This window comes from Paenibacillus sedimenti (genome assembly GCF_014534655.1).
Taxonomy (GTDB): domain Bacteria; phylum Bacillota; class Bacilli; order Paenibacillales; family NBRC-103111; genus Paenibacillus_E; species Paenibacillus_E sedimenti.
The window spans coordinates 792,362-817,677 of sequence record NZ_JACVVD010000001.1 but is presented as its reverse complement, the minus strand read 5'-3'; the positions used below and the strand labels follow the sequence as shown (position 1 = coordinate 817,677).

Sequence of the window (25,316 nt, the reverse complement as noted above, 5' to 3'; positions counted from 1 at the left end):
CTCGCTATTACCCATCCGCTTCCGCAGCATCATTCTCCTGCAGCAGCTCAAGAAATAACCGGACAAGCTCCGGTTCAGGCTGCGCGCCGCCTGTTTGACGCGAATAAAAGCGCGCAAAGTGCTCTTCCATCGAAAGTGCAGCGCGCGGTGCGGAAGCTCGAACAACTTCCGTCTCCGGGTAAATAGGACGGATATGGATGAAGCCGTCGTAAGCTTTGCGGAGGGATTGAATCTGTTCCATCGACATTGCCTCGGTCATCGTGATCTCCAGATCGATCCAGGCACTGGCGTCGCGTCGTTCTTCCAGCCACTGGTGTACCTGACGGATGCCTTCTTTCGCTTTCCAGCTGACCAGCGGACGGCCTGATGTCAGAAAGATCTCCTGCGGTTCCGCCTTCTGTCCTGGTGCCAAGTCAAGAACTGTAACCGACTTCGCTTGTCCCGCTTCGGAGAAGCTGTAAGCGATCGGGGAACCGCAATAGCGAATTGGTGATGCTGCTTTCACATTCTGCGGCCTGTGTAAATGGCCTAGGGCCACATATTGCGCTCCCGCCACGAAAGCGGAAGTATCCACGGTGTAGGCGCCTCCTACTTGAATCGGACGTTCGGATTCCGTTTCCAGCCCGCCCAAGACGTACAAATGACTCATGATTAAATTCACCGTACCGGCTTCAAAGGAAGCCGCCTGATGACGAATGAGCGAAGCTACCCGCTCGGAATATTTGCTTCGCAGCGTCTCCTCCTCAGCCGCATCCGATAAAAGTTCCTTCAAACGCGATTCCGAAGGATAAGGCAACGCTGCCAGCTTGGCTATTTCTCCTGTTCTGGGGATACCGATCGATTGTATCTCAGGCACAGGCAGCCCAATGAGCGTTATACCCTGCTTGGCGGCCAAAGGTCCGGAAGCGGCGAGCCTGTCCGGATGATCGTGATTCCCTGAAATGATGGCTACTTGGCGTTTGCCTCCATCAGCAAGTCTTGCGATTCCCTCATAAAAGAGCTGCTCCGCAGCTGCCGGTGGGTTGACGGAGTCGTAAATATCTCCTGCAACCAGCACAAGATCAATAATCTGGTCTTGAACGATCTGTACCAGCTCGTCCATGAAAGCCGTCTGTTCCTCCATTCGGCTGCGCCCTTCCAGCGTCCTGCCGAAATGCCAGTCCCCCGTATGTAAAACCCGCATCGCTTACGCATCCTCTCACATTTCAACTAACTTTGCTCCGTCAAAGAAGTACAGATACTTACCCGTTACCTGACGTTTCCAAATATGCTCCACGGCCCGTGTATAGAGAGTAATTTGAGTTTCATATCGGGCGCGCAATTCGGAGACATCGCTGCTTTTGACGGCATCTGTTTTATAATCAACGAGCACAAGCCCTTGCTCATCTTCAAACAAGCAATCGATGACCCCTTGAATAAGCACCGTTTCGCCTTCAGTGGAACGATCCGATCCTTCATATAATTCGCTGGCCGGCAAACCGTAACTGAACGGCACCTCGCGCTGAACGTTCGCGGCCCGTACCATACGTTGCCCGACGCCGGTTTGGAAGAAGCTCAAAATGACAGGAATGTCCACAACTTCCGTTTGCTGCGGGGTCAGCGTTTGTTTGTTCAACATCTCTTCCAAAGTCTGTCTAATGCTCGCTTCTGTCGGCATTTCTTGCAGCGATATATTTTGCATGACTGCGTGAACGACGGTTCCCTTTTCAGCAGCATTCAGCTTGTTTTCCTCCATAAATCTCGGTCTGCGCCAAATCCCGGCCGTTGTTTTCTCCCGGGCCGTTCCAGAAGGCGATACAGACAATCCTGCGATTTCCGATGATGCAAGCTCTCCTTCGCCAGCCACCCGATTTTGCTCAGAAAGCCGCTTCATTTCGGAAACAGTCGTCTTGGCAAAAAGCTTGGGCGCATCGGGATATTCATATGTCCAGGAAAGCCGTTCCCCCAGCCATTCCTTCCAACTGCCTGATGTGGCGACGGGCTGAATGCTGCGAATCGCTTCCAAGCGCTCCGCATCAGGCAGTATGTCCACTTGCTCCAAACGCTCGTCCGACTGTAAGCTATCCGGCGTAATCACAGTCAACTTCCATTTAGAAGGATCTTGAAGCAGCCGCACTCCTGGCGTAGCAGCACTAATGCCTGTGCGCTCCCGCCACAGAGACGCATCGGGATGACGCAGCAGAGCCGGGCCTACCCAGTCCAGGTAGCTTTTGGCCTTGGCCAGTTCAAAATCGGGCAAATACCATTCCGATCTCGATAAGTGACGTCCCCACCCTCGAAGCTGCTTGTCCAGCGACTTGACGGTGCCAAGCAGGTACAATTTCTCTCTGGCGCGCGTCAGCGCCACGTACAGAACGCGCATCTCTTCGGCGAGCAGTTCCAGTTTCATACGTCTCTTAATGGCAAGCGAAGGCAGCGTCGGATAGCTTACCCTAAGCGTCGTATCGACAAACCGGGGCCCGAAGCCAAGCTCTTTGTGCAGAAGGAACGCGTCGTTCAGATCGCGCTGATTGAACATTTTCCCCATACCCGCCACGAAAACGACTGGAAATTCAAGCCCTTTACTTTTATGGATGGACATGATTCTTACGACATCTTCCTGTTCACCGAGCGCCCGCGCCGTTCCCAGATCGCCTCCGCTTTCTTTCATCCGCTCAATAAATCGCAAAAAGCGGAACAACCCGCGAAGCGATGTGCTTTCATACTGTCTGGCCCGGTCGTACAAAGCTCTCAAGTTCGCTTGTCTTTGCAAACCGCCAGGTAACCCGCCCGCAAAATCATAATAGCCTGTTTGCCGATATATGTTCCAAATCAGATCCGCCAGCGAGCCCTGTCTTGCCTCGCTTCGCCACTGCGCTAACAGCTTCAGAAAATGATTCAACTTTTCCAGCAAAATCGGATGGTGATCACCAGCGTTAGGTACATTTGCATCACCGCTTACAAATCGCAGTAAGGATTCGTAGAAAGGCATCAACTTATCTGTGACTCGAACAAGAGCCATCTCCTCGGCCGATAGCTGCACCACAGGAGAACGAAGTACTGCAGCCAGCGGCACATCCTGATAGGGGTTATCGATCACTTTCAACAGAGAAATCATAACCTCTACTTCCGTCGCAGAAAAATAACCTGTACTCAAGTCCGCATAGGCAGGAATGCCATGCAGCTTGAGCTCTTCTATAATAATCGGCGACCATTGCTGCGTGGCACGGAGCAAAATCACAATGTCCCGGTACGTCACAGGACGAGTGCCGCCTGTCCGTTTGTCAAAGGCCTGGAAAGCCTCCTGCTTGCCCCCGTCGCCTAACAGCTGGCGAATATGCCTTGCGATCGTCCGCGCTTCGAGCTGGGCGGTTTCCAACTCTTGAGCATCTTGAATCGGATCGAGCGCATTCGAAACAGAATCTCCAGTTCCTGCATCGTCTGCTGAATCGACATCGTCTTGATCGTCAGAGTCTCTGCCAAACGCTTCGCTTTGGTTCTGCACATCCGCGGAACGGTCCACGATCAGCATTTCGACCGAGCAATCCGAAGCCGGCGGCGGATAACCCGCACCGTATACAAGCTCCGCACGCTTGTCATATTCAATCTCGCCAACGGTCTCGTTCATCATTTGTTTGAACAAGAAGTTTACAGCATCGACGACTTGAATCCGGCTGCGGAAGTTGCGCGCCAGATCGATTCTGCCACCTTGAACAGAGGCTTGCGCTGACACCATTACATCCGTTTTTGAGCGATAAGCCTTATATTTTTCTAAAAATAGCTCAGGTTCGGCCAGTCGGAATTTGTAAATACTTTGTTTCACGTCGCCAACCATAAAGCGATTACCCGGCTTCTCATTCGAGATTAGCGATACGATCGCTTCCTGAACACGATTCGTATCCTGATATTCATCGAGCAGCACTTCGGCGAATTGCCGCCTGTATGCAAGAGCCGCCTCAGATGGATATAGTTCATCGGGCATGGAGCCCGGCGCGCATAAAATCTGCAAGCAGTAATGCTCCAAATCGGCAAAATCAATTAATCCTTTGGCCGCCTTGGCCTGCTGGTACCTCTGTCCGAAATCGAGCACGAGATCGACCAAAGTATGCAGAACCGGTGCAAGCTCGGCGATTTCCTGCCCAAACTGTTCAGGAGTACGGCCGAACAACTCCTCATTGATTTTGTTGATTTGCTCTTTTGCCCGATTGCGCAGTTCTTTCACTTCTTCTTGAAGTTCTTTATCATAATCGTCGCCTTTGCACGCTTTCAGCTTACCGAACTCCACCGTCTGAAAGCCTTGATACAAGACCGACCATGGATATGTCGTCGTCTCCAGCAAATTGTTCACGAGAAGCAAGTCCTCTCGCAGATTGTCCAAATACGGCGCCGGTCCGCCCGGCAGCTCAGCCAGCTGCTGAGCTTGACGCAGAAGGTCGGCAGCGCCTTCCAGCTCAAGCCGCAGATCGCGGATCAGACTCCGCTCCCAGATCGAAGAATCCGCCGTCGCCGTCGCTGCGGCTACATAAGGCAGCGCCTCTGCAAACGCGGAGGCGGCCTCATCCGCAGCTTCCTCGAGCGCAGGCGGCCCAAACATCGAGGCCGTCGTCCTCAGCCAGTGCTCCGGCCACGGATGGCTGCGCGACACATCATACAGCTTTTGAATCAGCTGCATGATCGCGTCGTCGTTGCGCTCGCCGCTGAACGAATCGACCAGCCTCCAGAAGGAGCTGTTCTCTCCGCTCGCGGCATAATAGGACTCCAGCATCTCGCCGAGCAGATCCTGCCTGAGCAGCTCCGCTTCCGTCTCGTTCGCGATACGAAAGCCAGGATCCAAACGAATGAGACTGAAGTAACGCTGTACGACTTCCAGACAAAAAGAATGCAGCGTTGTAATCGAAGCGCGTCCCATCAGCGCCAGCTGCTTGCGCAGATGCTGCGAGCCCGGATGTTTGGTCAGCTCTTTTTCCAACGCTTCCCGGATCCGATGCTTCATCTCCGACGCCGCAGCTTTCGTAAATGTCGCAACGAGCAGTCGGTCGACATCGATCGGTTCCCGCTCGTTCGAAATACGACGAATGATCCGCTCGACGAGCACCGCTGTTTTACCGGAGCCGGCCGCCGCAGCGACCAGCATATTTTGACCGCCGAGCGTAATGGCATCCCATTGATCGTCCGTCCATGTGCTGCCCGCCGGTTTTGGTTGTTGTTGATTCATTTCCATGCGCTCCTTTCCGATTTGGTCATGTCGTTGCTGCGCTTTGCTCCAATTCGGACCAGAGTTGGTCTTTACCTCGTTGTTTCCATACCTGAACTTCATTTCCCTCGAACAACGGGTCAAACTGGCAAACAGATTTATATGAGCAGTGCAAGCAGGCCGTTTTTTTGCCCAAACGGTAAGGAGCGATATCGACATGTCCATTCGTGATGCCGGTTCCGATTTGCTTGACCTGTTTGCGAACATATTTTCGAAGCGTATCCCACTGCGCATCCGTTGCTACGGAGGAGCTGGAATAGAAGCTTCCATCCTTCTTCAAAGCAACCGGAATCAGCTGGGAATGGCCCGCAGCGTGAACCAATTGGTCGTCCATAAGACCAGCCACGCCTGCATCGGCTGTAATGAGACCTTTCATTTTATACCGCTTGCGCAGCTCCTTTTCGACTTCGGCCGGGTCCAGAGCATTTTTTTGTTGAAGCATCGGGTTATGCACATGAAAATAGAGCACTCCCGCCGGTTTGGCCGGTATTCCGAGCCACTGCTCGGCATGCGTAATAATGACGTCCAAATACGTCAGCATTTGGAGAGATAGACCATAGTATACCTCGGATAGCTGCAGGGAGGTCTGACTCGATTTATAATCAATGACGCGCAGCAGAACACCTTGTTCGCCATCGGCCCGATCGACGCGGTCGATCCGGCCGATGATTTCCATCGTGCAGCCGTTATCCAATTGGAACGTGAGCGGCGGCAGCTCTTTGCCGGGACCAAAATCGATTTCGAGTCCGAGCGGCTGGAATTGTCCGCGCTTCGCATGCTCGCCAAGCACGATCGCTGCCCGGCCGACGACTTGCTTGAGCTTTCTCGCGATGTAAGCATAGCGGCTTGAGCTTAGCAGGATTTCCCCTTGCAGCCTCGGTGCAAGCTCATCTACAACTTGCGCTGAGCGCTCCAGGCAGGCTTCGGCGGAAAGGGAGCCCCAATCGAGCTGATCCTGCTGAAGCTTTTGCACAAATTGATTCAATGCCGCGTGAAATAATTGCCCGATGTCCGGGGCGTCCAAGCGATAAACACGTCGTTCCTGCAGTCTCAATCCATGCGAAAGAAAATGAGAGAACGGGCACGCCACATACTTTTCCATCCGGGATACGCTGGCGCGTAAATGCTGCCCATATAAACGCTGGCTTGTGGCGGCGCTTAGTCCGGATTCTTTATTCGTATATTGAAGCGCAAGCGCTAATGCTTGCAGCTTCATCTGCCATTTCGGTTGATTGGCGTACCAATTGTACGTTTCCCACCAGAGGTCAGCCATCCGCCCGCCGAGCATCCAGTGCTTCATACGGACAGCCAGATAGGAAATAGCTTGGCTCGGGTGAGCGATATATGCGGCCTGATCGATTTCCGGCGTATCGCCGGCTGGTTCGGCAAGCAAAAGCGGTTGCCCGGTGCCGGGAAATAAATGACGAATTTGCTTGATGAGCTCGGATGGAAGCAATGATTTCCCTTCTTCATCAGCGAGCGGATAGCTCATCCACAATCTTTTGCCCGGTACGGTGAGCGAGGTGTAAATGATAAACTGCTCGTCAAGCAGCTTGCGCCTGCTGCCGTCGGCCATCGGCAATCCGGATTCCGTTAACGCTTCCCGTTCCGCCTCGGTCAGGACGCCTTTTTCGTCCATTTGCGCAGGAATGACACCGTCATTGACGCCTAATATGTAAGCATAGCGAATGCCGCTGGATCGTGTCCGATCCATGCTCCCGATGAGCAGCTGATCCATGGAAGGCGGAACCAGTCCCAGCTTCATGCTCTCCATACCGGTCTCGATCAGTCTTGTGAAAAGCTCTTGAGATAACTCATTATCGCCCATCGTCTCGACAAGCTGATCAAGCATATCCATGACGCTGTTCCACATTTGCCCGTGCTCGCGGGCTTTCTCAGGCTTACCCTCTTGAAGAACAGCCTGACTCCACGCCTCCAACTTGTCTGGAGCTTGCACATCTACAAGCAGATCATACAACGCTTGAACCTGATCTTGGACAGAGTTCGCCCGGTTAAGACGTTTGGAGAATGCCATCAGCGGCCGCACAATCCATTCCTTGCCCGCATTCAACTGCTCAAGTGCAGCAGTATCTTCGTTAGCGCGCTCATCCGCTTGCTCCAAATTAGCCCGATACTTATAAGTCCATGGCTTTCCGTCCGTCCATCTATAGCCATGGATGCCGAAGGCAAGCACGTAATTTTCCAGCTTGTCCATCAGGTGTCGCCCGGACGAGGCGTCCATGGGGAGCAGCAGATCCGTTTTGACGCACCGAAACACAGCGTCATAGTGCCAATTATGCTGGACAACCTCAAGCGCTGAGCGAATGAATTCAACAAGCGGATGATGAAGCACAGTACGCTTTTGATCAAAAAAGTACGGAATTTCGTAGTCGGTCAAAACCGCCTTCAATAAATCCTGGTACCCTTCCATATTGCGAACCATGATTGCAATTTCGCGCCAACGAACGCCTTCCTCTCGCACGAGCTGCAGCATATCCCGAACAGCGCCCTCTACTTCTGCACGCCGATGAACGGCCTCCCGGATGACAAGCTGATCGCTCACCTGTTCGCCGTCAGTCGGCTGATAACGGTGTGTCCCGCCGCCGATCCGGCGGTCAAACACCTTTTCCAAATATCCTAGAGCCGGACTATCTTGAAAACGCGGGGAGCATTCCGGCTCAAGCAGCAGCACTTCAGCGGCGTTAAGTCCCAGCTGCCCAATCATCTCTTGCAAACGCACCATGGTCATCGCCGTCGGGTGGAACAAATCCAGCTCGTCCGGTGTATCACCGGATTCAAACGGTCGGTCCAGACAAAGCGTGATCGTCACGTCTTTGCAATGGGAGAAAAGCCCGCCAAGTACCGCGAACTCTTGCGGCGTGAAGCCGTGAAAGCCATCGATCCACAGTGTTGCCGAGCGCAAATAAGCGGAATTCGGAATTTGCTCCGCCAGTAGCGTCAAATAATCTTCACCATCCAAATATTGACGAGAGAGTACCGATTCAAACTCCCGGTAAACGAGGCTGATGTCATGCATTTTTTCTCGAAGCAAACCGCTTTCCCCTATCGAAGTAATACGCTTGCTTTCGTGTTCATCGAGCTGTTCAGCCGAGACACAGTAGCGTTTCAACTCCGTAAACAGCTGGTTCAGCCTGTCGACAAACCCCATTTGTTCAGCGGAATGTCCGAATAGACGAAGCTGATCTTTGTTCTTATGTAAAATGCTCGTTAAGAGCAGCTTTTTACCTGTATCATCAATAGGGAGTCTGGCAGTTCCGCCTTCCTCTTGCATCACCCGCCATGCAAGCCGGTGAAAACTGAGTACTTGGGCGCGTATCATCCCTCCGAGCCGGGGATCGGATACTAGGGCATGCTCGGCTTGAAACGTCGCTTGCTCCGGCACCAGCAGAATGAGCGGATCGCCTTCCGGCTCTACAGACAGGCGCTGCTTCATCTCTTCCAAACAGCGCTCGCTTTTGCCGCTGCCGGCTCTGCCAATCACGAATCGAATGGTCATGGGAGTCTCCTTCGCTTACGATATCTTCCTCTTATTCTATCATACTTTTCCTAGAGAGGAGAGACTTTGAGCTGCGCTCAAAGGTCCCTTTATATGGTAGGGCAGATGATGGGGTTGCCGATATTCGCCCCTTTTCAATCGCTTTCTTGACATTCCGAGTGGCTGTAATTAAAATATGTACATCAAAGAGGGTGAAACTTATGAAAAAGTTCAGCAGCCGCTTCACCATTGGCGTTCATATCCTGTCGTTAATTGATCTGGAAAAAGGCGAACACTGTACATCGGAATATATTGCCGGCAGTATTAATGTTAATCCTGTCATCGTGCGCAAATTGAGCGGGATGCTCAAAAAAGCCGGCTTACTCCACGTTAAACAAGGCGTTGGCGGAGCCACATTAGCCAAACAGCCTGACGAAATCACGCTGCTTGACATATACCGCGCGGTCGAAGTGGCTGAAGAGACGGATTTATTCCATTTTCATGAGCAGCCTAATCCGAACTGCCCGGTCGGCAGCAACATTCAATCTGTTCTGCAGCACAAACTTCAGCAAGCGCAAAACGCGCTCGAGCGGGAATTAGCTCAAGTGACGCTTGACCAGGTCGTCCATGATCTTGCAAATAAAATCAGCTCTTTACAGGGCTGATTATTTTGATCCATCGGCATTTTAACGTGAGAAAAACCTGAGGCTGAGCCTCAGGTCCTGTTTAACCCCATACATTTGATCAGGAGGTGGATATAGGGCGGTCGTTAATTATTGCAGTTTGTGCAACAAGGCAGTTGCTGGGCAGCTCTATACTCACTTCTTATTGCAAAACATACAACAAATTGGCGTAAATAGGGGACTCGGCACTACATGAATAAAATGTTGATGTACTTAGTGCAATATCTCATTGTTTCCGGCTTTCGTTCTGCCAGTTTGTTGTATGTTCGTTACCTAGCGTCATTTGTTCTCCTTTCCCCATTCGCTGGCAATTTGCTCGAATTTATGCGTCCAGAAAGTCTTTATTAACGAATAGGGTCCCAATTCCGCTATTTCATGCAATTCAACAATAAGACCTGGCTTATAGCCAGGTCTTGAGCTTTAACTTATCCCGGTATTGTCCCGACATATACGGACTGCGGTCGGAAAATACGATTACAGCTCGCTTGTTCGAGCAAATGAGCCGTCCACCCAACCATTCGGGCTGCTGTAAACGTAGGCGTAAACAACGTCTTCGGCATAGAGACGGCTCTTAGCACGGCTGCCGCGTAAAACTCCACATTCGTATAAAGTTTCCTTCCCGGCTTAAACTCATGAAGCAGATTGACGGCAACGGACTCTACAAGTGTTGCCAGTTCAAACCAAGGATCCTCCGCCGCCAGCCCGGTCGTAATGATTCGCAGCGCTTCCGCCCTCGGATCGAACGTCTTGTAGATGCGATGCCCGAATCCCATCAGCCGTTGACCTGAGCTCAGCTGCTGTCGAAGCCACATTTCTGCGCGCTCCTTCGTTTCGATCTCATCCAGCATATGGACAACCTCGGAAGGTGCGCCGCCATGGAGCGGCCCTTTCATCGCCCCGATGGAAGCGCAAAGAGCTGAAGCCATATCGGACTGCGTGGAGAGCACAACCCGTCCGGCAAAAGTGGAAGCATTCATCCCATGCTCCATGGCTAGAATGAAGTAGGTCGTTAACGCCTTTACATGTGCTTGCTTTGGCAACTTGCCTGTAAGCATGTATAAATAATTAGCGACATGGTCCAATTCAGGATGAGGTTCCACCGGCGGCAACCCTTCCGTTTGCCGGTAGCGGTATGCGATGATAACGGACAGCATAGCCGTATATCGTAATGCAGCCTCCGGCTGCGGCGGCCATGCACGGCTTGTACCATCCGCGGCACCTTCTGCAGATATGGCCGTTCGCAGAACACTCATCATATCGGACTTAGCCGGAAGCTGATCTATAATTGCTTTTAACGCTGCAGGAAGTACTCGGTGAGCTTTCCATTGTGCCCGAAAATGAATCAGCTCCTCATCCCCAGGCAGCTTGCCGTTCCATAATAGATATGCCGCCTCTTCAAAGCTTGTCTGAAGTGCAAGCTCTTTCGCCTCATGACCTCGATAAATCAGCAGCCCTTTCTCGCCGTCGACAAATGATAATTCGGTTTCCGCTGCAACAATACCTTCTAATCCAGTTACAGATGCCATTTCTGAATGCCTCCCTTTCAGAGTGAAGATGAATAACTTTGATTTCCTTCATCATACTCAGGTCTTACAGATTCATCCAATTCACGTTTTCTTTAATGCCGATAAATAAAAGTATATTCAAATATTTTATCGATCATATTATTTTATCAAATCAAACTGCCGTTTCTGGTATCGAGCGTTTCCTTCAAGTGCTTCGTGATCGGGTTCAAGCACTTTGACTTCGCATTGAAAGTCGCACCAAAAAAAGCGAGGCTTCTCAGCCTCGCTCTAATTATTAAACCTATCTGCTGCGCACTTCAAAAATAGCGAATTTCAAATAATGCCCCTCATCCACCCCAAGGATGCGGGGATGATCCATGCCCGCGCCGCGGAACTCGACCAGCCTAAGAATTTTCCCGGCGTCAGTCGCAGCAGCATGAATAGTCTCCAGGAACAACTCCGGACGCATATGGTATGAGCAGCTGGCCGTCACCAGATACCCGCCTTCATTCACAAGCTTCATGCCGTGCAAGTTGATATCCTTGTAGCCGCGGCATGCGCCCTCGACTGCGCTTTTCGTCTTGGCGAAAGCTGGAGGATCCAGGATAACAACATCCCACGTCCGTCCGCCGCTAACCGGCTTCGACGTGTCCACCTTGGCTTGTCCGACATTCACAGAAGAGCGCACCTTCCGCTCATCCAGCCCTTTAACCTGCTGACGCAAATAGTCGAACGCATCCGCTACGACGAACTCGACACGGTCCTCGAAGCCGTTCAGTTGAACATTCGCTCTTGCGCTTTCAATCGCATGCTCCGATATATCAAGGCATGTCACTTTTTTAGCCCCGTATTTGCACGCATTTAACGTGAAACTGCCCGTGTGGGAGAAGCACTCCAGCACCGTAGCGCCATCCCAGTAAGGGAATGTCACTACTTTGCCGTTCGCATTGACAGGTAGGGTTTGGCTAACGCCTTCTTCTTCGACCTTTTTAAGTTCGATGCCGCTGCGAGCACCCCAACCGGTCATCAGCGGGGCGATAGAAGCGCGGTTCTCTCTTTGGTCGAAGAAATACCCCGTCTTCTGCCCCTCTTCAATGTCGACGCGAATGCGCAGGCCGTTCTCCAGAATATCCACATGCTTCGGACACTCCCCGTGCAGCAATCCCTTGGTTTGAGCTAAGCCTTCCAATTCGCGGACCGGCACATCGCTTCGTTCATAAATGCCGGCCGGATTCATGACATGAACCAATGCATCTACAATTTGCTGCCTGCAGCGATCCATTCCAAGCGTAAGTATTTGAACAACGAGTATGTCCGCAAACTTATCGACGATAAGCCCCGGCAGGAAATCGGCTTCGCCGTAAACCAATCGGTATGATTCCGTATCCCGCAAAAAGCGTTTTCGATGTTGCAAGCAACTTGAAATCCGCTCTATGAACACCTTAGTCGTTAGCGCCTCAAGCGGCTGATAAGCTACGATTCGAACCGTAATCTGAGAAGCTTCATTGTAGTAGCCCGTCCCGAGATATTGGCCGAGATGGTTATGAACCGGTACCAGCTGTCCAGCCTCAATCTCCCCATCTACTCGCTCAATTTCGCTGCGGAACACCCAAGGATGTCCCTGTTCCAGACGAGGTTTCCGTTTTTTATGTAAAATTACTGCTGCCATTATTGGTATGCCTTCCTTTGCGTGAAACCGCCTTCTATCGTCAGCTTGTCATGCTTGTCTGTGCGGTCACATATATTTGTGGAAAATAGTGCAAGCTTGCGAAGGAGATCCGCTGCTTATGATTACTTCAATCGTGCTGCCTGTGCTTACAGGCTTAGCCTTGTTTCTTTTCGGGATGAAGCTGATGGAAACCGCGCTTCATCATTGGGCCGGCGCCCGCCTCCAGCAGTGGCTGGGGCGCTTCACCCTCACGCCGGTGCGCGGACTCGCCACCGGCACTGCGCTCACGGCGGCGCTGCAAAGCAGCACCGCCATCACCGTTATCGCCATCGGCCTCGTTAACGCCGGCGTCCTGACCTTCCCGCGAACGCTCGGCATCATTCTCGGCACGAACATCGGCACGTGCCTCACGACCGAGCTCATCGGGCTCAGCATCGGCCACCTCGGCGTGCCGATGCTGCTCGCGAGCGCAGCCGTCTGGCTCGCGAGCTGGTTCGCCGGGCCGCTGCCGCCGACCGACTTTGATGCCCGCAGCGCCGTGCTCGCAGTGCCCGGCGGCTGGACCGCCAGAGTCACCGGCGGTCGCGGCTGGCTGCGCAGCATGCGCTACGGCTCGCTGGCGGCCGCGGGCTTTGCTCTCGTGCTGCTCGGCATCGAGATCATGCAAACGATCGGGCCTGCGCTGCAGTCCCGAGGCCTGTTCGCTTGGTTCGTGCTCCAAGCGAAGCAAAGCCTGCTTTGGGGCGTCATCGCAGGCGCCGCGGTCACCGCGCTCGTGCACAGCAGCGCGGCTGTCATTGCGATGGCGATGGGACTCGCCGCCATCCAGGGCATCCCTGTCGAGCTGGGCGTTGCGATCACGATCGGCGCCAATGTCGGCACCTGCGTGACCGCACTTATCGCCGGAATCGGAGGCTCGCGCGCCGGCCAATACGTCGCGTGGTCGCATATCCTCCTCAACGTAGGCGGCGCGATCCTCTTTTATCCGTTCATCCATCAGCTCGTAAGCGTCTCGGAGATCCTGGCCGGAAGCGCATCGGAGATCATCGCCCGCGCGCAAACGATCTTTAACGTCATAAGCTCGCTGCTTGCACTGCCGTTTTGTTATCTAAGCATGTGGAAGCGGCTTGATTTCCGTTCACAATCGTGATTGCAGGAGCTGGTACCGGATCTTAGTCGTGCCAGCTTCCATCATTCACTATTTATCCTTTTAGCTGGAGGTTCTTCAGCTAAACCTCAAGTCCTAATTTGCGCAAAGCCTTACCTAAAGCACTGTTGTTATTATCATACCCAGATTCTTGCTGCTGACGCCAGGCTTCCAGCGGTTCCAGCCATTCAACCCCGCGGATTTCTTCCATCTGTGCCTGAAGGGAGCCGTCAACAGCTTCAACCAGATAGTAGTGAACTTCCTTATCAACGACTCCCAACGAAGGGTTGGTATATTGATATGCGATAATTTCCACAGGCTCGATTATACGTCCTTGAATGCCTGTTTCCTCCAAAATCTCTCGAAGCGCGGTTTGTTCCACCGTTTCTCCCGGCTCCATTTTACCTTTGGCCAGCGTAATTTTACCGTAACGATCTTGAATCATTTGAACCTGCAATCGGCCGTCCTGTTTACGGTATACGACACCGCCTGCCGATATTTCTTTCATGAATTTATCCCCCCGCTTTATGCATGTTAATGACGAAGAAGAGGATGCCACCCCACCAAAGCGATTGCTTACTTAGAAAGTTTTGCTGAAGCAAAACTATCAGGGCGGAATGATATCCTCATCTTCACTCTATAAGGTTGAAACTCTCAATTATAGGTTTACTGCATGCGCAGGCTCTACTATGCGCACAAGGTGACCCTTGCTCTCATTAACCCCTGCTTCAGTCACTTTCACGCGGCATACTTCGCCGATCATGTCTTCCGAACCTTCAAATACCAACTGCACGTAGTTATCGGAATATCCCATGTACAAGCCGCTTTCAGGCGCGCCTTTGTAAGCACGTTCCGGAATAACTTCCAGCACTTGTCCCACGAATTTTTGCGCGTAAGAGAGCTGCATTTTTTCCGAGAGATCGATCAGTTCATGCACACGTGCATTTTTGATCTCTTCGTCAATCTGATCTTCCATCCGGGCCGCAGGCGTACCTGTTCGCTTGGAGTATGGAAATACGTGCATCTCGGAGAATTTCATCTGCTCCATAAATTTATATCCGTTACGGAACATTTCTTCTGTCTCGCCAGGGAAACCGACAATGACATCCGTCGTAATCGCTACATCCGGCATAATCTCATGAAGACGCTCGATTTTGCGGGCAAACTCGGCTGTTGTGTATTTTCTGCGCATACGCGCTAATACTTGATCATCACCTGCCTGCAGCGGAATATGCAAATGGCGGCACATTTTATCGGATGATTGGAGCACTTCAATCACTTCGTCCGTAATTTGACTCGCTTCAATGGAGCTGATACGGATACGCTTCAAGCCTTCAACTTTATCCAAATCCCAGAGCAGCTTCGCCAAGCTGTAGTCCTCAATATCCTCGCCATAACCGCCAGTATGAATACCTGTCAGGACGATTTCCTGGTATCCGGCTTCAACCAACTGTTTGGCTTGCTGGATTACGCTTTGCGGTTCCCGGCTGCGCATCAGTCCGCGCGACCATGGAATAATGCAAAATGTACAGAAGTTATTGCAGCCTTCTTGGATTTTCAAGAACGCACGCGTACGATCGGCAAAATCCGGCACATCCAGCTCTTCGAACTGACGTGTTTTCATAATGTTGCGTACTGCATTGATCGGTTGGCGATCTTGCTCCAATTGTTTCACAAGCGGAATAATTTTATCGCGATCTTGGGTACCGATGACCATATCAACGCCCGGAATAGCCAAAATCTCAGCAGGCGACGTTTGTGCATAGCAGCCCGTTACCGCGACAATCGCTTCCGGATTGCGGCGGATCGCCCGACGAATCATTTGACGGCTTTTCTTATCGCCTGTATTCGTAACCGTACATGTATTTACCACATACACATCAGCGGTCTGTTCAAAATCGACCTGCTCATATCCCTCATTTTTGAACAGCTGCCAAATGGCTTCTGTATCATAAAAATTCACTTTACATCCTAATGTATGAAACGCTACCGTTGCCATAACGCTTATCCTCCCATCTCTCCGGTTTCATAGAAAAGGCACGTGAGCCCTACCAAGGCGGCAGTCTCCGTGCGTAAAATGCGTGCACCCAGCGATACGGAGCGAAACCCGGCTGCTTCTGCCTGCTCAATCTCCTGCTCCGTAAAACCTCCCTCCGGCCCAACAGCAATCAGCACTCGTTTGCCCCGATCAACCTTGCCGGAAGAAACCGCCTCTTGAATCGCAGGCTTTAATTGCTGGCCGTCTTCCTTCTCGTAGCAAATCCATGCTGCGTCGACTTCCTTCGCTTGTACGAGCAGCTGCTTCCAGCTGAGCACCGCTTCTACCTGCGGAACCCGGTTCCGATGCGCTTGCTCGGCAGCTTCCTTGGCGATTTTCTGCCAGCGTTCGGTACGCTTCGCTTCTTTCTTGGCATCGTACTGTACAACGGTACGCTCCGATAAAAAAGGAAGAAACCGGGCTGCCCCGATCTCGGTCCCTTTTTGAATTACCGTCTCCATCTTGTCGCCTTTGGGCAAGCTCTGCGCCACCCACACTTCAACAGCCGTCTCGGCATTCATCGGCAGCTCCTCGATCACCTCGGCGATCACACGGCCTTTGTCCAGCCCTGTAATGCGAACCAACGCTTCACGGTCCACGCCGTTGCTGCAGATCACTTGATCTCCGATCTCAGCCCGCATGACGCGCTGCAGGTGATGAGCGTCGTCTCCTTCGATGGCGACTTGCGCAGATGTTGATTGAAACTGCTCAGGCGGCAGAAAATAACGCTGCATAGGTCAAAGCCTCTCTATCTTCATGACTATAAATTTAGTTTGTGTTTTTCTATGAAACTTCCACACACCATCATACCTTTTTTGAGACGGAAAATCTACAGCTCCTTGTTGGAAGCTTCTATCCGCCTAAAATCCAACGAATCGGGACCTGTAAGAATGCCAAAATATCGTCGCCAAGTCTTAGATATGGATCCAATGTCACTTGTCTAAGCGGTCTTACGAAAACGACCAATAGAAAAATGACCGATGCCCATTGCTCAAATTTCACAAGCGATTCACTATATTTCAAATTGACCAGATCCTGAATGATCCGGTATCCGTCCAGCGGAGGAATCGGTATCAAATTGAACAGGAATAACGTGAGATTAATGTTCAGCATCAACGTTAAAAACAGTTTAATTGCCTTCGCACTGCCTGTGGATAAACCGTCAAACCAGCCGAATTTCAAAAATGCCATGAAAATAAAAGCGCTGATAAAAACCAAAATCAAGTTCGAAACCGGCCCGGCCGCCGTAACAATAATCCCCATAAGCCGAGGCTTTTTAAAGTTCCCGCGGTTAACGGGAACCGGCTTCGCCCAACCGAAGCCCGCAATCAACAGCAGGATCGTACCGAACAGATCCAGATGCACCATCGGGTTCAAAGAGACTCTGCCGAATTGATACGCTGTAGAGTCTCCAAATTTATACGCGCTATACGCATGCGCGAACTCATGAATGGTAAAGGAAATAACTAAAACCAGAATAACAAACGGAAGCGTATTCCAATCGTAAAACAATAATCCTCCCATGTAACCCCACCTACAGCTTTCTGGCTACAATCACAACCCAATCAGAATCGTAGTTTTTCTCTACGATCGTAAAGTTGGCCGCAACGAGCGCTTTTTCCACATCAGCTTCCTTAGCTGTAATAATCCCTGAAGCGACGTAATATCCGCCTGGCTGTAACACTTCGTAAACATCGCCCACGAATAGCAAAATGATTTCCGCTAAAATATTTGCGACTACGACCTGTACCGGAATCGTCACGCCCAATTGGTCGGAGGCTTCGGTTTCGCTTGCTTTCAAAACGCCAAGCAAATCGCTAAGCTTCACTGTAATCTGATTGTTTAGCTGGTTCAACTTTGCATTTTCCGTAGCGCTTGATACAGCGACGGGATCCAAATCGACAGCCAGCACGTGCCTGGCGCCCAGCTTCGCTGCAGCGATGGACAGAATGCCTGAACCGGTTCCCACATCGATCACGTCGTCGCCTGGCTGAACGACTTTTTCCAGCGTTCTCAAGCAGAGTGCCGTTGTTGCATGCGTACCGGTACCGAACGCCATTCCCGGATCCAGTTCAAGAATCAGTTCGTCAGGCGATGCCGTATATTCTTCCCACGTCGGTTTGATAGTCAAACGTTCGGAGACGCGAATCGGTTTAAAATATTGCTTCCAGGCATTTGCCCAATCCTCGTCGTCCACTTCTCTCATTTCATAGGCAGGATTACCGGTATCAATGTCAAAGTCACGCAGCTGCTCGATCGATGCTTTGAGATTATCCAAGATCGTATCCATTTCAGTACCTTGCGCAAAATAGCCTTTAATCACCGCTCTTCCTTCCGGAATGTCGTTCAGCGGCAGTTCATACCATTGGCCCAGCGACGTGTCCCTTTGTTTGTTCAACGTTCCGGATTCTTCGATCGATACCCCGCCTGCACCGAGTTCATGAATGAAATTCGATATCATTTCTATTGCTTCTTCTGTCGTATGTACGGTAATTTCGTGCCAACGCATATCGTCTCTCCCTTTTATGTAACCCTAAATTCACAATGCTTATTGTACTACACTTCACTTCCCTTAGTAAAATCGCGCCTTTTTAAGATAAAAAGCATCCGCCATCCAGTGCCTCAGCACGAAATGACAGATGCTCCAATTCCAAATTATACGCTTCCTCCGGCACTCTCGATAACACGGATGGCCTGTTCATATACGGAATCATCGATTACTGCGGCAAGTACGATGTCGATTCCAGTTACGCCGCCGCCCCCGCCGTCGCTCATCCCGCTGGCAGCCGGATCCGCTGCAATTAATATGCCCTCGTCCGGCGTTGAAACGTGTGCCGCCTGCGTCAGTCTCCCCAGGCTGCCGAAGTCTCCCGCATACGGATTCATGACGGATTGTAAGCCGTAACCTTCATATCGGCCAAACCGGTTTACAGATACAGCAACGGCACGCAATGCTTTCAGCTTGGCGGCCGCCCCTTCAGCTTCTTCGGGCGTATGAAAATAGGCAAGAATATTTTTCTCCGCCATTACCGATGTTCCTGTCTGTAGTCAGCCGCTTGCGCCCGCTCTGCCGCTTCGAAATCATCAGCATCCGCTACTTCAGCCGCAAATTCCACGTCCTCATTTTTAGTGATCGGCAAGCTGCTGTTTTGCTTTTCCTTATTCAAGTTATCATTCAACATGGTTTACCTCCCTGAGAGTTCTAGGCCATCCGTTACAATGACTGGCATTTCGCATGGTTTGCAAGTACGACAATGCCTATTTTCTCTCAGTGGAGGTTATTCTATGCAGTTGCTTCCTGCGCAACTTTTTTACGATAAACGAATTTGGAAAGCGTCACGCTAATCTCATACAGCAGAAACAAAGGGATGATGACCAATATATCCGACATGATATCGGGAGGCGTAATCGTAATCGCGACGATCGCTAGCAGAAAATAAGCCAGCTTCCTTCCTTTGGCGAGCCGCTGAGGATTCAGGAGCCCTATCTGTGTCAGAAACAATACGACAACCGGCATTTCAAACAGTAAACCAAACGGGACGGTCATATTGATCATGAACGTAAAATATTTGTCCGCGGTATACATCGTTTCAAAATTGACTGCCGCCATCTGCTCCAGAAACCGCATCACCATCGGATAAATGATGAAATATCCGAAGCAGATTCCAACCGCAAACAAAACCGCAAGAGCAGGAATAAATGACATGGTCGCTTTATATTCCGTCTTTTTCAAGGCCGGTTTCACAAACATCCAAGTTTGCCATGCGGCAACCGGGATAGTGATAGCTAAAGCAAATACTCCGGATATGGCCATATAAACCCATATAACGTCAGATGGCGCTAGTATCGTAAGTTTGCCTTCTACATCCCGGACAAGCCATTGATAAAGATCCTGCACAAAAAGAAATGCAGCGAAAAATGATACTAAGAAAGCAGCCAGCGTTACGATTAATCTTTTACGGAGCTCTTCCAAATGCAATACAAATGAAACTTCCTGCTGCTTCATATCCTGGAGCCTGCCTTTTACGAGGATTGTTTATCCAGAGTAACAACCTTCGGATTTTTATCTTCAGAAGCTTCTTTCTTGCTGTCCCCGTCCTCTTTATCGCCGTTAAAAAGCTCTCGAGTTCCGTTTTTGAACTCGCTTAACGTCCGGCCGAATGCTCTTCCGAGCTCAGGAAGCTTTGACGGGCCAAAGATAATTAGTGCAATCACGAGAATAAGAACAAGTCCTCCAATACCAATATTACCAAATGGCATGTGCTTTCCCCTTTTCAAATATGAATTTGTATTTATGACCCCAATTAACCTAGTTTAAAGCCGCTGATTGCCACTACGCCACAGCGTGCCTTGGTGTCACCTTTACGGTGCGGCCACAAGCTGGTTGGTTTACTCAAGTCTGTTGTCAATTCACCTGGATGTTGAACAGACAGGAATAGCGTTTTTTCGTCTGGGGTAAAGAACGGACCCGTTAATTCACAATCATTAGGACCAGAAGCAAATTGCATAGCCATGGCTTTATTAGGACCCGATGTCGGAATAACATGTAATCCGTTATTCATAAATGATGTAAATACACCTTTATTAGTACTGCTCGAAGACATGTCTGTAACAACCCATAAGTTTCCATTAGAATCAAAGGCTAAATTATCAGGAGAACTAAATCCAGACTGGCGACCGCCAGCGGCAAAAATCTCAAAATCGAATTCTAATGCTCCAAGATCGTTGTCTTTCTCGAAGATTCGCGTAATATGGCCATGAATATTGCCATGGCTGTCATTGTTCGTATGGCAGATAAACACTGTATTATCGAAAGGCGAAATTTCGATGTCTTCCGGACGGTCCGTAGGCATACCTCCTAAGATCAATGCCGCCTCATGGCAATACGTCACAACATCACCTTGACTTTGGAATTTCTTTTGCAGATCTTCGCGCTTGCCGCTGACGCCGGCAGGCGCTTTAAATTTCTCATTAGAGAGAGCCTTCGATACGGCTTCGTAAGTTACCGGAATCCATTTTCCAGACTTAAGGTTAGCTACGTAAAGAGTACCTTCTGTTAATAATGCAGAGTTTCCGCGGCCCAAATCTTTGTTGTATTTGTGTTTCGATACAAACTTATAAATACAAGCGTCCTTCTTATCATCCCCCATATATACGACAATACGACCGTCACTAGCCAGTCCCATCGCTGTATTTTCATGGTTAAAGCGACCCAGGGCAGTATGCTTTTTCAAGAAGCTGCCATCGAACGGATCCACTTCGATAACCCAACCATAATGGGTTTGAGGCAAGCCCGCTGCATCGGCCGTATCAGAGACATTCTCTTCACAGGAGAGCACCGTGTTCCAGAACGTTACTCCTCCGGAGCAATTCCCCCATGTCCCCTGTACCGTAGTTGCGTTATTAAGGGCGGCAATTCCTCTGGCAGGTCCAGTCATCTCAAACTTTGTAAAACCAGTAATTCTTCTTGCATATTTGGAGGAAGTATCCATCTTCCAAACACCATTCTCATCCTGGTACACTTCGATCACGGACATACCCTGATAGTACAGATCTTTTTCCATTTGTTCTTTGGTCAATTTCCCGTTTGCAATAGGTCCAAGAGCAAAGATGTTCGTATATTCATGATTTGTCGCCAACAGACCGCGGGTATTGGAGCCATTAATCGGGAAGAAAGCATTATAGTCTGCGCCTTGTCCAAACTTTTCGCCAGCGGCATTAATTACATCATCAAATGCGGCAACAACATCGTATTTGTAACCTTTTGGCAAGAGAAGCTTGTCCTCTTTCGATGGTTCAATCGGTTCAAAGTACCCGCTGACTTTGTTTGTATTGAAACCAAATAAATGATCAGCTGTCGGAGACATAGCAGATGCTTTTCCTTCCAAAACGCCGAGTCCTGCCGAAGCTGCGGCCAACGCTGCCGCTCCTGTACCTAAATAAGATAAAAACGTACGACGGTCCATATTCTTATCCATATTGCACTCTCCCCAGTCATATTGTTTACCCTCAGGACAAGCATAACTAGGAATTATCAAAAGATGATTATTGGGGTTTTAATTTATTGTTAATTATTCCATGAAAACGCAGCGCTTTTCAAAAAAAATAACAATTTATACACATCAGGCTAATATTCAGTTAATTATACAATGCTCTCTTTACATTCGTTTAATAAAACCCTGAATGATAAAAAACACTCCGCTCGAATCGTTCAACAGATAATATCTGTGAACGGCTCTTACGGAGTGTTTCCTTTTGCTCAAAGATCTATTAATCGCCTAAGAAGGCTCTCTTCATGCGTTCAAAAATGGATTGATTTTGCTCATGCGTATGCTCGCCGCTTTGCTTGCCGAATTGGCGAAGCAGATCCTTTTGATCTTCGCTCAAATTCGTCGGCGTGACGACGATCACCTTCACGTGCTGATCGCCTTGGCCATAGCCGCGCAGACGCGGTACGCCTTTTCCTTTTAAGCGGAAATAGGTATCGGTCTGTGTGCCTGCCGGAATTTTGAGCTTGACTTTCTCGGTCAAGGTCGGAATTTCAATCTCATCGCCGAGCGCAGCCTGCATGAACGTTAGCGGCACTTCACAATAGATGTCGTCGCCTTCACGCTCGAAGAATTCGTGGGACTTCACACGAATGACGACATACAAGTCACCGGCCGGACCGCCGCGGGTACCCGCTTCACCTTCGCCGGAAACGCGAAGTTGTGCGCCATCATCCACGCCCGCAGGGATCTTGATGTGGATCGTACGCTGCTTTTTCACCTTGCCCGCGCCGTGGCAAGTACCGCATTTATCCTTGATGATGCGGCCTTGGCCGTTACATGCCGAACAAACACGGCGGTTGACTATACGGCCAAAAGCTGTATTTTGCACAACTTCTTGTTGACCGCTGCCGTGACAGACGCCGCAAGTATCCGGCTTCGTGCCCGGTTTTGCGCCTGAGCCATGACACGTATCGCAGTTTTCCGTTCTCGGAATATGAATATCCGTTTCTTTACCGAATACCGCTTCCTTGAACTCGATCGTCATCGTGTATTGAAGATCGTTGCCTCGCTGCGGCGCGTTCGGGTTACGTCTATTGCCTCCGCCGCCGCCGAAGAACATGTCGAAGATATCGCCGAAGCCGCCGAAATCTTGACCGCCCATGCCGCCCATGCCCTGATTCGGATCAACATGCCCGAAACGGTCATACTGCGCCTTTTTCTGATCGTCGCTCAGTACATCGTAAGCTTCCTTAGCCTCTTTGAACTTATCTTCCGCGTCCGCGGCTTTATTCACGTCAGGGTGATACTGACGGGCCATTTTGCGGTAAGCCTTCTTGATATCCTCTTGCGAGGCATCTTTGCCGAGCCCGAGCACCTCATAATAATCGCGTTTACTCATGATTCCACTCCCATGTTCAAGACTACAAACGGAAAGTCAAAGCCACGGAGACACTCCTAGCGGCTTTGACTTCGACCGTACTATTTAATGATCTTACAATAGGATAGGCTTATTTCTTTTGATCGTCAACTACTTCGTAATCGGCGTCAACGACATTCTCTCTGCCTTTTGGAGCTTCGCCGCCTGCAGCGCCGCCTTCCGGACCTGCGCCCCCAGCTTGCTGCGCTTGTTCATACAGCTTCACGGACAACTGTTGAATGATTTCAGTCAGTTCGGCAGTTGCAGCCTTGATTGCTTCCAGATCGTTGCCTGCGAGTGCGGCTGTAACTTTTTCTTTGGCAGCATTGGCTTTATCGATCTCGCCCTGGTCGACTTTATCGCCAAGATCTTTGATCGTTTTGTCAACGGAGTATACCAGTTGATCCGCTTCGTTGCGCGCTTCTACAAGCTCTTTGCGCTTACGGTCTTCTTCTGCGTGTGCTTCCGCATCTTTCATCATTTTATCAACTTCCTCATCGCTCAAACCGCTGGAAGAAGTGATCGTGATTTTTTGGCTTTTACCTGTTCCTTTATCCAAAGCGGATACGTTCACGATACCGTTAGCGTCAATGTCGAAGCTAACTTCGATTTGCGGAATGCCGCGCGGTGCCGGAGGAATATCGCCAAGCATAAAGCGGCCCAATGTCTTATTGTCGGTAGCCATCGCGCGCTCCCCTTGGAGAACGTGGATTTCTACGCTTGTTTGGTTATCCGCATAAGTGGAGAACACTTGGGATTTCGTTGTCGGAATCGTTGTATTGCGGTCGATCATTTTCGTGAATACGCCGCCTGCAGTTTCGATACCCAGGGAAAGTGGAGTTACGTCGAGAAGAACGACGTCTTTCACGTCACCTGTCAAGACGCCCGCTTGAACCGCTGCTCCAAGAGCAACAACTTCGTCCGGGTTTACGCCTTTATGAGGCTCTTTGCCTGTCAGTTTTTTTATCGCTTCAACAACCGCAGGAATACGAGTGGATCCGCCGACAAGAACAACTTTATCGATTTGGCTTGTGGAAAGACCGGAATCGCTAAGCGCTTGACGAGTTGGTCCGAGTGTTCTTTCAACGAGACCAGCGGACAATTCTTCGAATTTAGCGCGAGTCAGATTCAACTCTAAGTGTTGAGGAACGCCGTCAACGACAGTAATGAACGGCAGGGATACCGTTGTTGTCAGTACGCCGGAAAGCTCTTTTTTCGCTTTTTCCGCTGCGTCTTTCAGACGTTGTACTGCTGCTTTATCTTTGCTCAGGTCAATGCCCTGTTCTTTTTTGAATTCAGCAACGAGGTAGTCAATGATCACTTGGTCAAAGTCATCGCCGCCCAGACGGTTGTCCCCGCTAGTCGCTTTAACTTCGAAGAAGCCGTCACCAAGCTCAAGGATCGATACGTCGAATGTACCGCCGCCAAGGTCATAAACGAGGATCGTTTGATCTTCTGTTTTTTCCAAACCATATGCAAGCGCTGCTGCTGTCGGTTCGTTCACGATACGCAAAACTTCGAGACCGGCAATTTTACCAGCGTCTTTCGTTGCTTGGCGTTGGCTGTCATTGAAGTAAGCTGGTACCGTAATAACCGCTTGCGTTACGGTTTGACCAAGGTAAGCTTCCGCATCAGCTTTCAGCTTTTGCAGAATGATCGCAGAAATTTCTTGAGGCGTATATTCTTTGCCGTCAATGTTTTCTTTGTGATTCGTACCCATGAAACGTTTGATCGAAATTACCGTTTTGTCCGGGTTTGTAATTGCTTGGCGTTTTGCGGTCTCACCGACTACGCGCTCGCCATCTTTCTTAAAACCAACAACGGAAGGTGTCGTACGGTTACCCTCGGCGTTAGGGATGACGACAGCCTCGCCGCCTTCCATAACGGCAACGCAAGAGTTCGTTGTACCTAAGTCAATACCAATTACTTTACTCATGTTAAAAATGCCTCCTTTAGTTCCATGCTCCATTGGAGCATTTCATTTCATCATATTCAGGCTACTTACAATAAGAGTTTAAAAAGTTCGCTTTCAGAGCCGAGAAGGTTGGACGAAAACCGGAGAAGGGGGAACGGAGCGAGATGTGAGTACCGAACTTCCCGGGTTCGTTCAAGATTCGATGCCGATATAACATCCTGAA

At 50.4% G+C, this 25,316-nt stretch carries 19 protein-coding genes; 2 read left to right on the top strand and 17 right to left on the bottom strand.

From position 1 onward, the window contains the following. Positions 1–7: 7 nt before the first annotated feature. From ICC18_RS02990 to addB, 3 genes are read right to left on the bottom strand one after another with little or no spacing between them, the layout of a single operon-like run. Positions 8–1,183, bottom strand: coding sequence for an exonuclease SbcCD subunit D (locus ICC18_RS02990; RefSeq protein ID WP_188172880.1), 1,176 nt, complete (start codon positions 1,181–1,183; stop codon positions 8–10). Between the two features lie 15 nt (positions 1,184–1,198). Continuing rightward, positions 1,199–5,194 (bottom strand): helicase-exonuclease AddAB subunit AddA, encoded by a 3,996-nt coding sequence (gene addA, locus ICC18_RS02985; RefSeq protein ID WP_188172879.1) that lies wholly within the window; start codon positions 5,192–5,194, stop codon positions 1,199–1,201. 25 nt (positions 5,195–5,219) lie between these two features. After that, a complete protein-coding gene (gene addB / locus ICC18_RS02980) occupies positions 5,220–8,750 on the bottom strand; it encodes a helicase-exonuclease AddAB subunit AddB (RefSeq protein WP_188172878.1) in 3,531 nt (1,176 codons plus the stop codon). A gap of 200 nt (positions 8,751–8,950) precedes the next feature. Between addB and ICC18_RS02975 the strand changes: the two genes are divergently transcribed. Then, positions 8,951–9,394, top strand: a complete 444-nt coding sequence (locus ICC18_RS02975; protein ID WP_188172877.1) for an Rrf2 family transcriptional regulator — start codon at positions 8,951–8,953, stop codon at positions 9,392–9,394. A gap of 443 nt (positions 9,395–9,837) precedes the next feature. Here ICC18_RS02975 and ICC18_RS02970 read toward each other — a convergent pair whose 3' ends face one another. Continuing rightward, a complete protein-coding gene (locus ICC18_RS02970; protein ID WP_188172876.1) occupies positions 9,838–10,938 on the bottom strand; it encodes a citrate synthase/methylcitrate synthase in 1,101 nt (366 codons plus the stop codon). 280 nt (positions 10,939–11,218) lie between these two features. Continuing rightward, complete coding sequence (locus tag ICC18_RS02965; protein WP_188172875.1) at positions 11,219–12,586, bottom strand: class I SAM-dependent rRNA methyltransferase; 1,368 nt, start codon at positions 12,584–12,586, stop codon at positions 11,219–11,221. Positions 12,587–12,704: 118 nt separating this feature from the next. Between ICC18_RS02965 and ICC18_RS02960 the strand changes: the two genes are divergently transcribed. Continuing rightward, the gene (locus ICC18_RS02960) at positions 12,705–13,736 is read left to right on the top strand and encodes a Na/Pi cotransporter family protein (protein WP_188172874.1); all 1,032 of its coding nucleotides are present in this window, start codon (positions 12,705–12,707) and stop codon (positions 13,734–13,736) included. Between the two features lie 79 nt (positions 13,737–13,815). Here ICC18_RS02960 and ICC18_RS02955 read toward each other — a convergent pair whose 3' ends face one another. The 12 genes from ICC18_RS02955 to dnaK all read right to left on the bottom strand — a co-directional run bounded on the left by ICC18_RS02955 (position 13,816) and on the right by dnaK (position 25,114). After that, complete coding sequence (locus tag ICC18_RS02955) at positions 13,816–14,241, bottom strand: NUDIX hydrolase (RefSeq protein ID WP_188172873.1); 426 nt, start codon at positions 14,239–14,241, stop codon at positions 13,816–13,818. Positions 14,242–14,391: 150 nt separating this feature from the next. Beyond that, the gene (mtaB, locus tag ICC18_RS02950; RefSeq protein WP_188172872.1) at positions 14,392–15,732 is read right to left on the bottom strand and encodes a tRNA (N(6)-L-threonylcarbamoyladenosine(37)-C(2))-methylthiotransferase MtaB; all 1,341 of its coding nucleotides are present in this window, start codon (positions 15,730–15,732) and stop codon (positions 14,392–14,394) included. Positions 15,733–15,737: 5 nt separating this feature from the next. Further along, positions 15,738–16,505, bottom strand: coding sequence for a 16S rRNA (uracil(1498)-N(3))-methyltransferase (locus ICC18_RS02945; protein ID WP_188172871.1), 768 nt, complete (start codon positions 16,503–16,505; stop codon positions 15,738–15,740). 118 nt (positions 16,506–16,623) lie between these two features. Continuing rightward, positions 16,624–17,295, bottom strand: a complete 672-nt coding sequence (locus ICC18_RS02940; RefSeq protein WP_188172870.1) for a site-2 protease family protein — start codon at positions 17,293–17,295, stop codon at positions 16,624–16,626. Positions 17,296–17,305: 10 nt separating this feature from the next. Further along, positions 17,306–18,280, bottom strand: a complete 975-nt coding sequence (gene prmA / locus ICC18_RS02935; RefSeq protein ID WP_188172869.1) for a 50S ribosomal protein L11 methyltransferase — start codon at positions 18,278–18,280, stop codon at positions 17,306–17,308. A 146-nt stretch (positions 18,281–18,426) separates the two neighbouring features. Then, a complete protein-coding gene (locus tag ICC18_RS02930; protein ID WP_188172868.1) occupies positions 18,427–18,798 on the bottom strand; it encodes a hypothetical protein in 372 nt (123 codons plus the stop codon). Beyond that, positions 18,798–18,953 (bottom strand): YfhD family protein, encoded by a 156-nt coding sequence (locus ICC18_RS02925; protein WP_188172867.1) that lies wholly within the window; start codon positions 18,951–18,953, stop codon positions 18,798–18,800. Before ICC18_RS02925 ends, ICC18_RS02930 begins: the two co-directional genes overlap by 1 nt. 101 nt (positions 18,954–19,054) lie before the next feature. After that, the gene (tatC, locus tag ICC18_RS02920) at positions 19,055–19,777 is read right to left on the bottom strand and encodes a twin-arginine translocase subunit TatC (protein ID WP_188172866.1); all 723 of its coding nucleotides are present in this window, start codon (positions 19,775–19,777) and stop codon (positions 19,055–19,057) included. Between the two features lie 17 nt (positions 19,778–19,794). Continuing rightward, positions 19,795–20,031, bottom strand: coding sequence for a twin-arginine translocase TatA/TatE family subunit (locus ICC18_RS02915; RefSeq protein ID WP_188172865.1), 237 nt, complete (start codon positions 20,029–20,031; stop codon positions 19,795–19,797). 44 nt (positions 20,032–20,075) lie between these two features. Continuing rightward, a complete protein-coding gene (locus ICC18_RS02910; protein ID WP_188172864.1) occupies positions 20,076–21,749 on the bottom strand; it encodes a PhoX family protein in 1,674 nt (557 codons plus the stop codon). A 292-nt stretch (positions 21,750–22,041) separates the two neighbouring features. After that, complete coding sequence (gene dnaJ / locus ICC18_RS02905) at positions 22,042–23,160, bottom strand: molecular chaperone DnaJ (protein ID WP_188172863.1); 1,119 nt, start codon at positions 23,158–23,160, stop codon at positions 22,042–22,044. A 109-nt stretch (positions 23,161–23,269) separates the two neighbouring features. After that, a complete protein-coding gene (gene dnaK, locus ICC18_RS02900; RefSeq protein WP_188172862.1) occupies positions 23,270–25,114 on the bottom strand; it encodes a molecular chaperone DnaK in 1,845 nt (614 codons plus the stop codon). Positions 25,115–25,316 lie beyond the last annotated feature (202 nt).

Excerpts from the sequence above, each read along its gene's own strand:
- ICC18_RS02990 (WP_188172880.1), bottom strand. The coding sequence starts at position 1,183 with ATGCGGGTTTTACATACGGGGGACTGGCATTTCGGCAGGACGCTGGAA.
- addA (WP_188172879.1), bottom strand. The coding sequence starts at position 5,194 with ATGAATCAACAACAACCAAAACCGGCGGGCAGCACATGGACGGACGAT.
- addB (WP_188172878.1), bottom strand. The coding sequence starts at position 8,750 with ATGACCATTCGATTCGTGATTGGCAGAGCCGGCAGCGGCAAAAGCGAG.
- ICC18_RS02975 (WP_188172877.1), top strand. The coding sequence starts at position 8,951 with ATGAAAAAGTTCAGCAGCCGCTTCACCATTGGCGTTCATATCCTGTCG.
- ICC18_RS02970 (WP_188172876.1), bottom strand. The coding sequence starts at position 10,938 with ATGGCATCTGTAACTGGATTAGAAGGTATTGTTGCAGCGGAAACCGAA.
- ICC18_RS02965 (WP_188172875.1), bottom strand. The coding sequence starts at position 12,586 with ATGGCAGCAGTAATTTTACATAAAAAACGGAAACCTCGTCTGGAACAG.
- ICC18_RS02960 (WP_188172874.1), top strand. The coding sequence starts at position 12,705 with ATGATTACTTCAATCGTGCTGCCTGTGCTTACAGGCTTAGCCTTGTTT.
- ICC18_RS02955 (WP_188172873.1), bottom strand. The coding sequence starts at position 14,241 with ATGAAAGAAATATCGGCAGGCGGTGTCGTATACCGTAAACAGGACGGC.
- mtaB (WP_188172872.1), bottom strand. The coding sequence starts at position 15,732 with ATGGCAACGGTAGCGTTTCATACATTAGGATGTAAAGTGAATTTTTAT.
- ICC18_RS02945 (WP_188172871.1), bottom strand. The coding sequence starts at position 16,505 with ATGCAGCGTTATTTTCTGCCGCCTGAGCAGTTTCAATCAACATCTGCG.
- ICC18_RS02940 (WP_188172870.1), bottom strand. The coding sequence starts at position 17,295 with ATGGGAGGATTATTGTTTTACGATTGGAATACGCTTCCGTTTGTTATT.
- prmA (WP_188172869.1), bottom strand. The coding sequence starts at position 18,280 with ATGCGTTGGCACGAAATTACCGTACATACGACAGAAGAAGCAATAGAA.
- ICC18_RS02930 (WP_188172868.1), bottom strand. The coding sequence starts at position 18,798 with ATGGCGGAGAAAAATATTCTTGCCTATTTTCATACGCCCGAAGAAGCT.
- ICC18_RS02925 (WP_188172867.1), bottom strand. The coding sequence starts at position 18,953 with ATGTTGAATGATAACTTGAATAAGGAAAAGCAAAACAGCAGCTTGCCG.
- tatC (WP_188172866.1), bottom strand. The coding sequence starts at position 19,777 with ATGAAGCAGCAGGAAGTTTCATTTGTATTGCATTTGGAAGAGCTCCGT.
- ICC18_RS02915 (WP_188172865.1), bottom strand. The coding sequence starts at position 20,031 with ATGCCATTTGGTAATATTGGTATTGGAGGACTTGTTCTTATTCTCGTG.
- ICC18_RS02910 (WP_188172864.1), bottom strand. The coding sequence starts at position 21,749 with ATGGATAAGAATATGGACCGTCGTACGTTTTTATCTTATTTAGGTACA.
- dnaJ (WP_188172863.1), bottom strand. The coding sequence starts at position 23,160 with ATGAGTAAACGCGATTATTATGAGGTGCTCGGGCTCGGCAAAGATGCC.
- dnaK (WP_188172862.1), bottom strand. The coding sequence starts at position 25,114 with ATGAGTAAAGTAATTGGTATTGACTTAGGTACAACGAACTCTTGCGTT.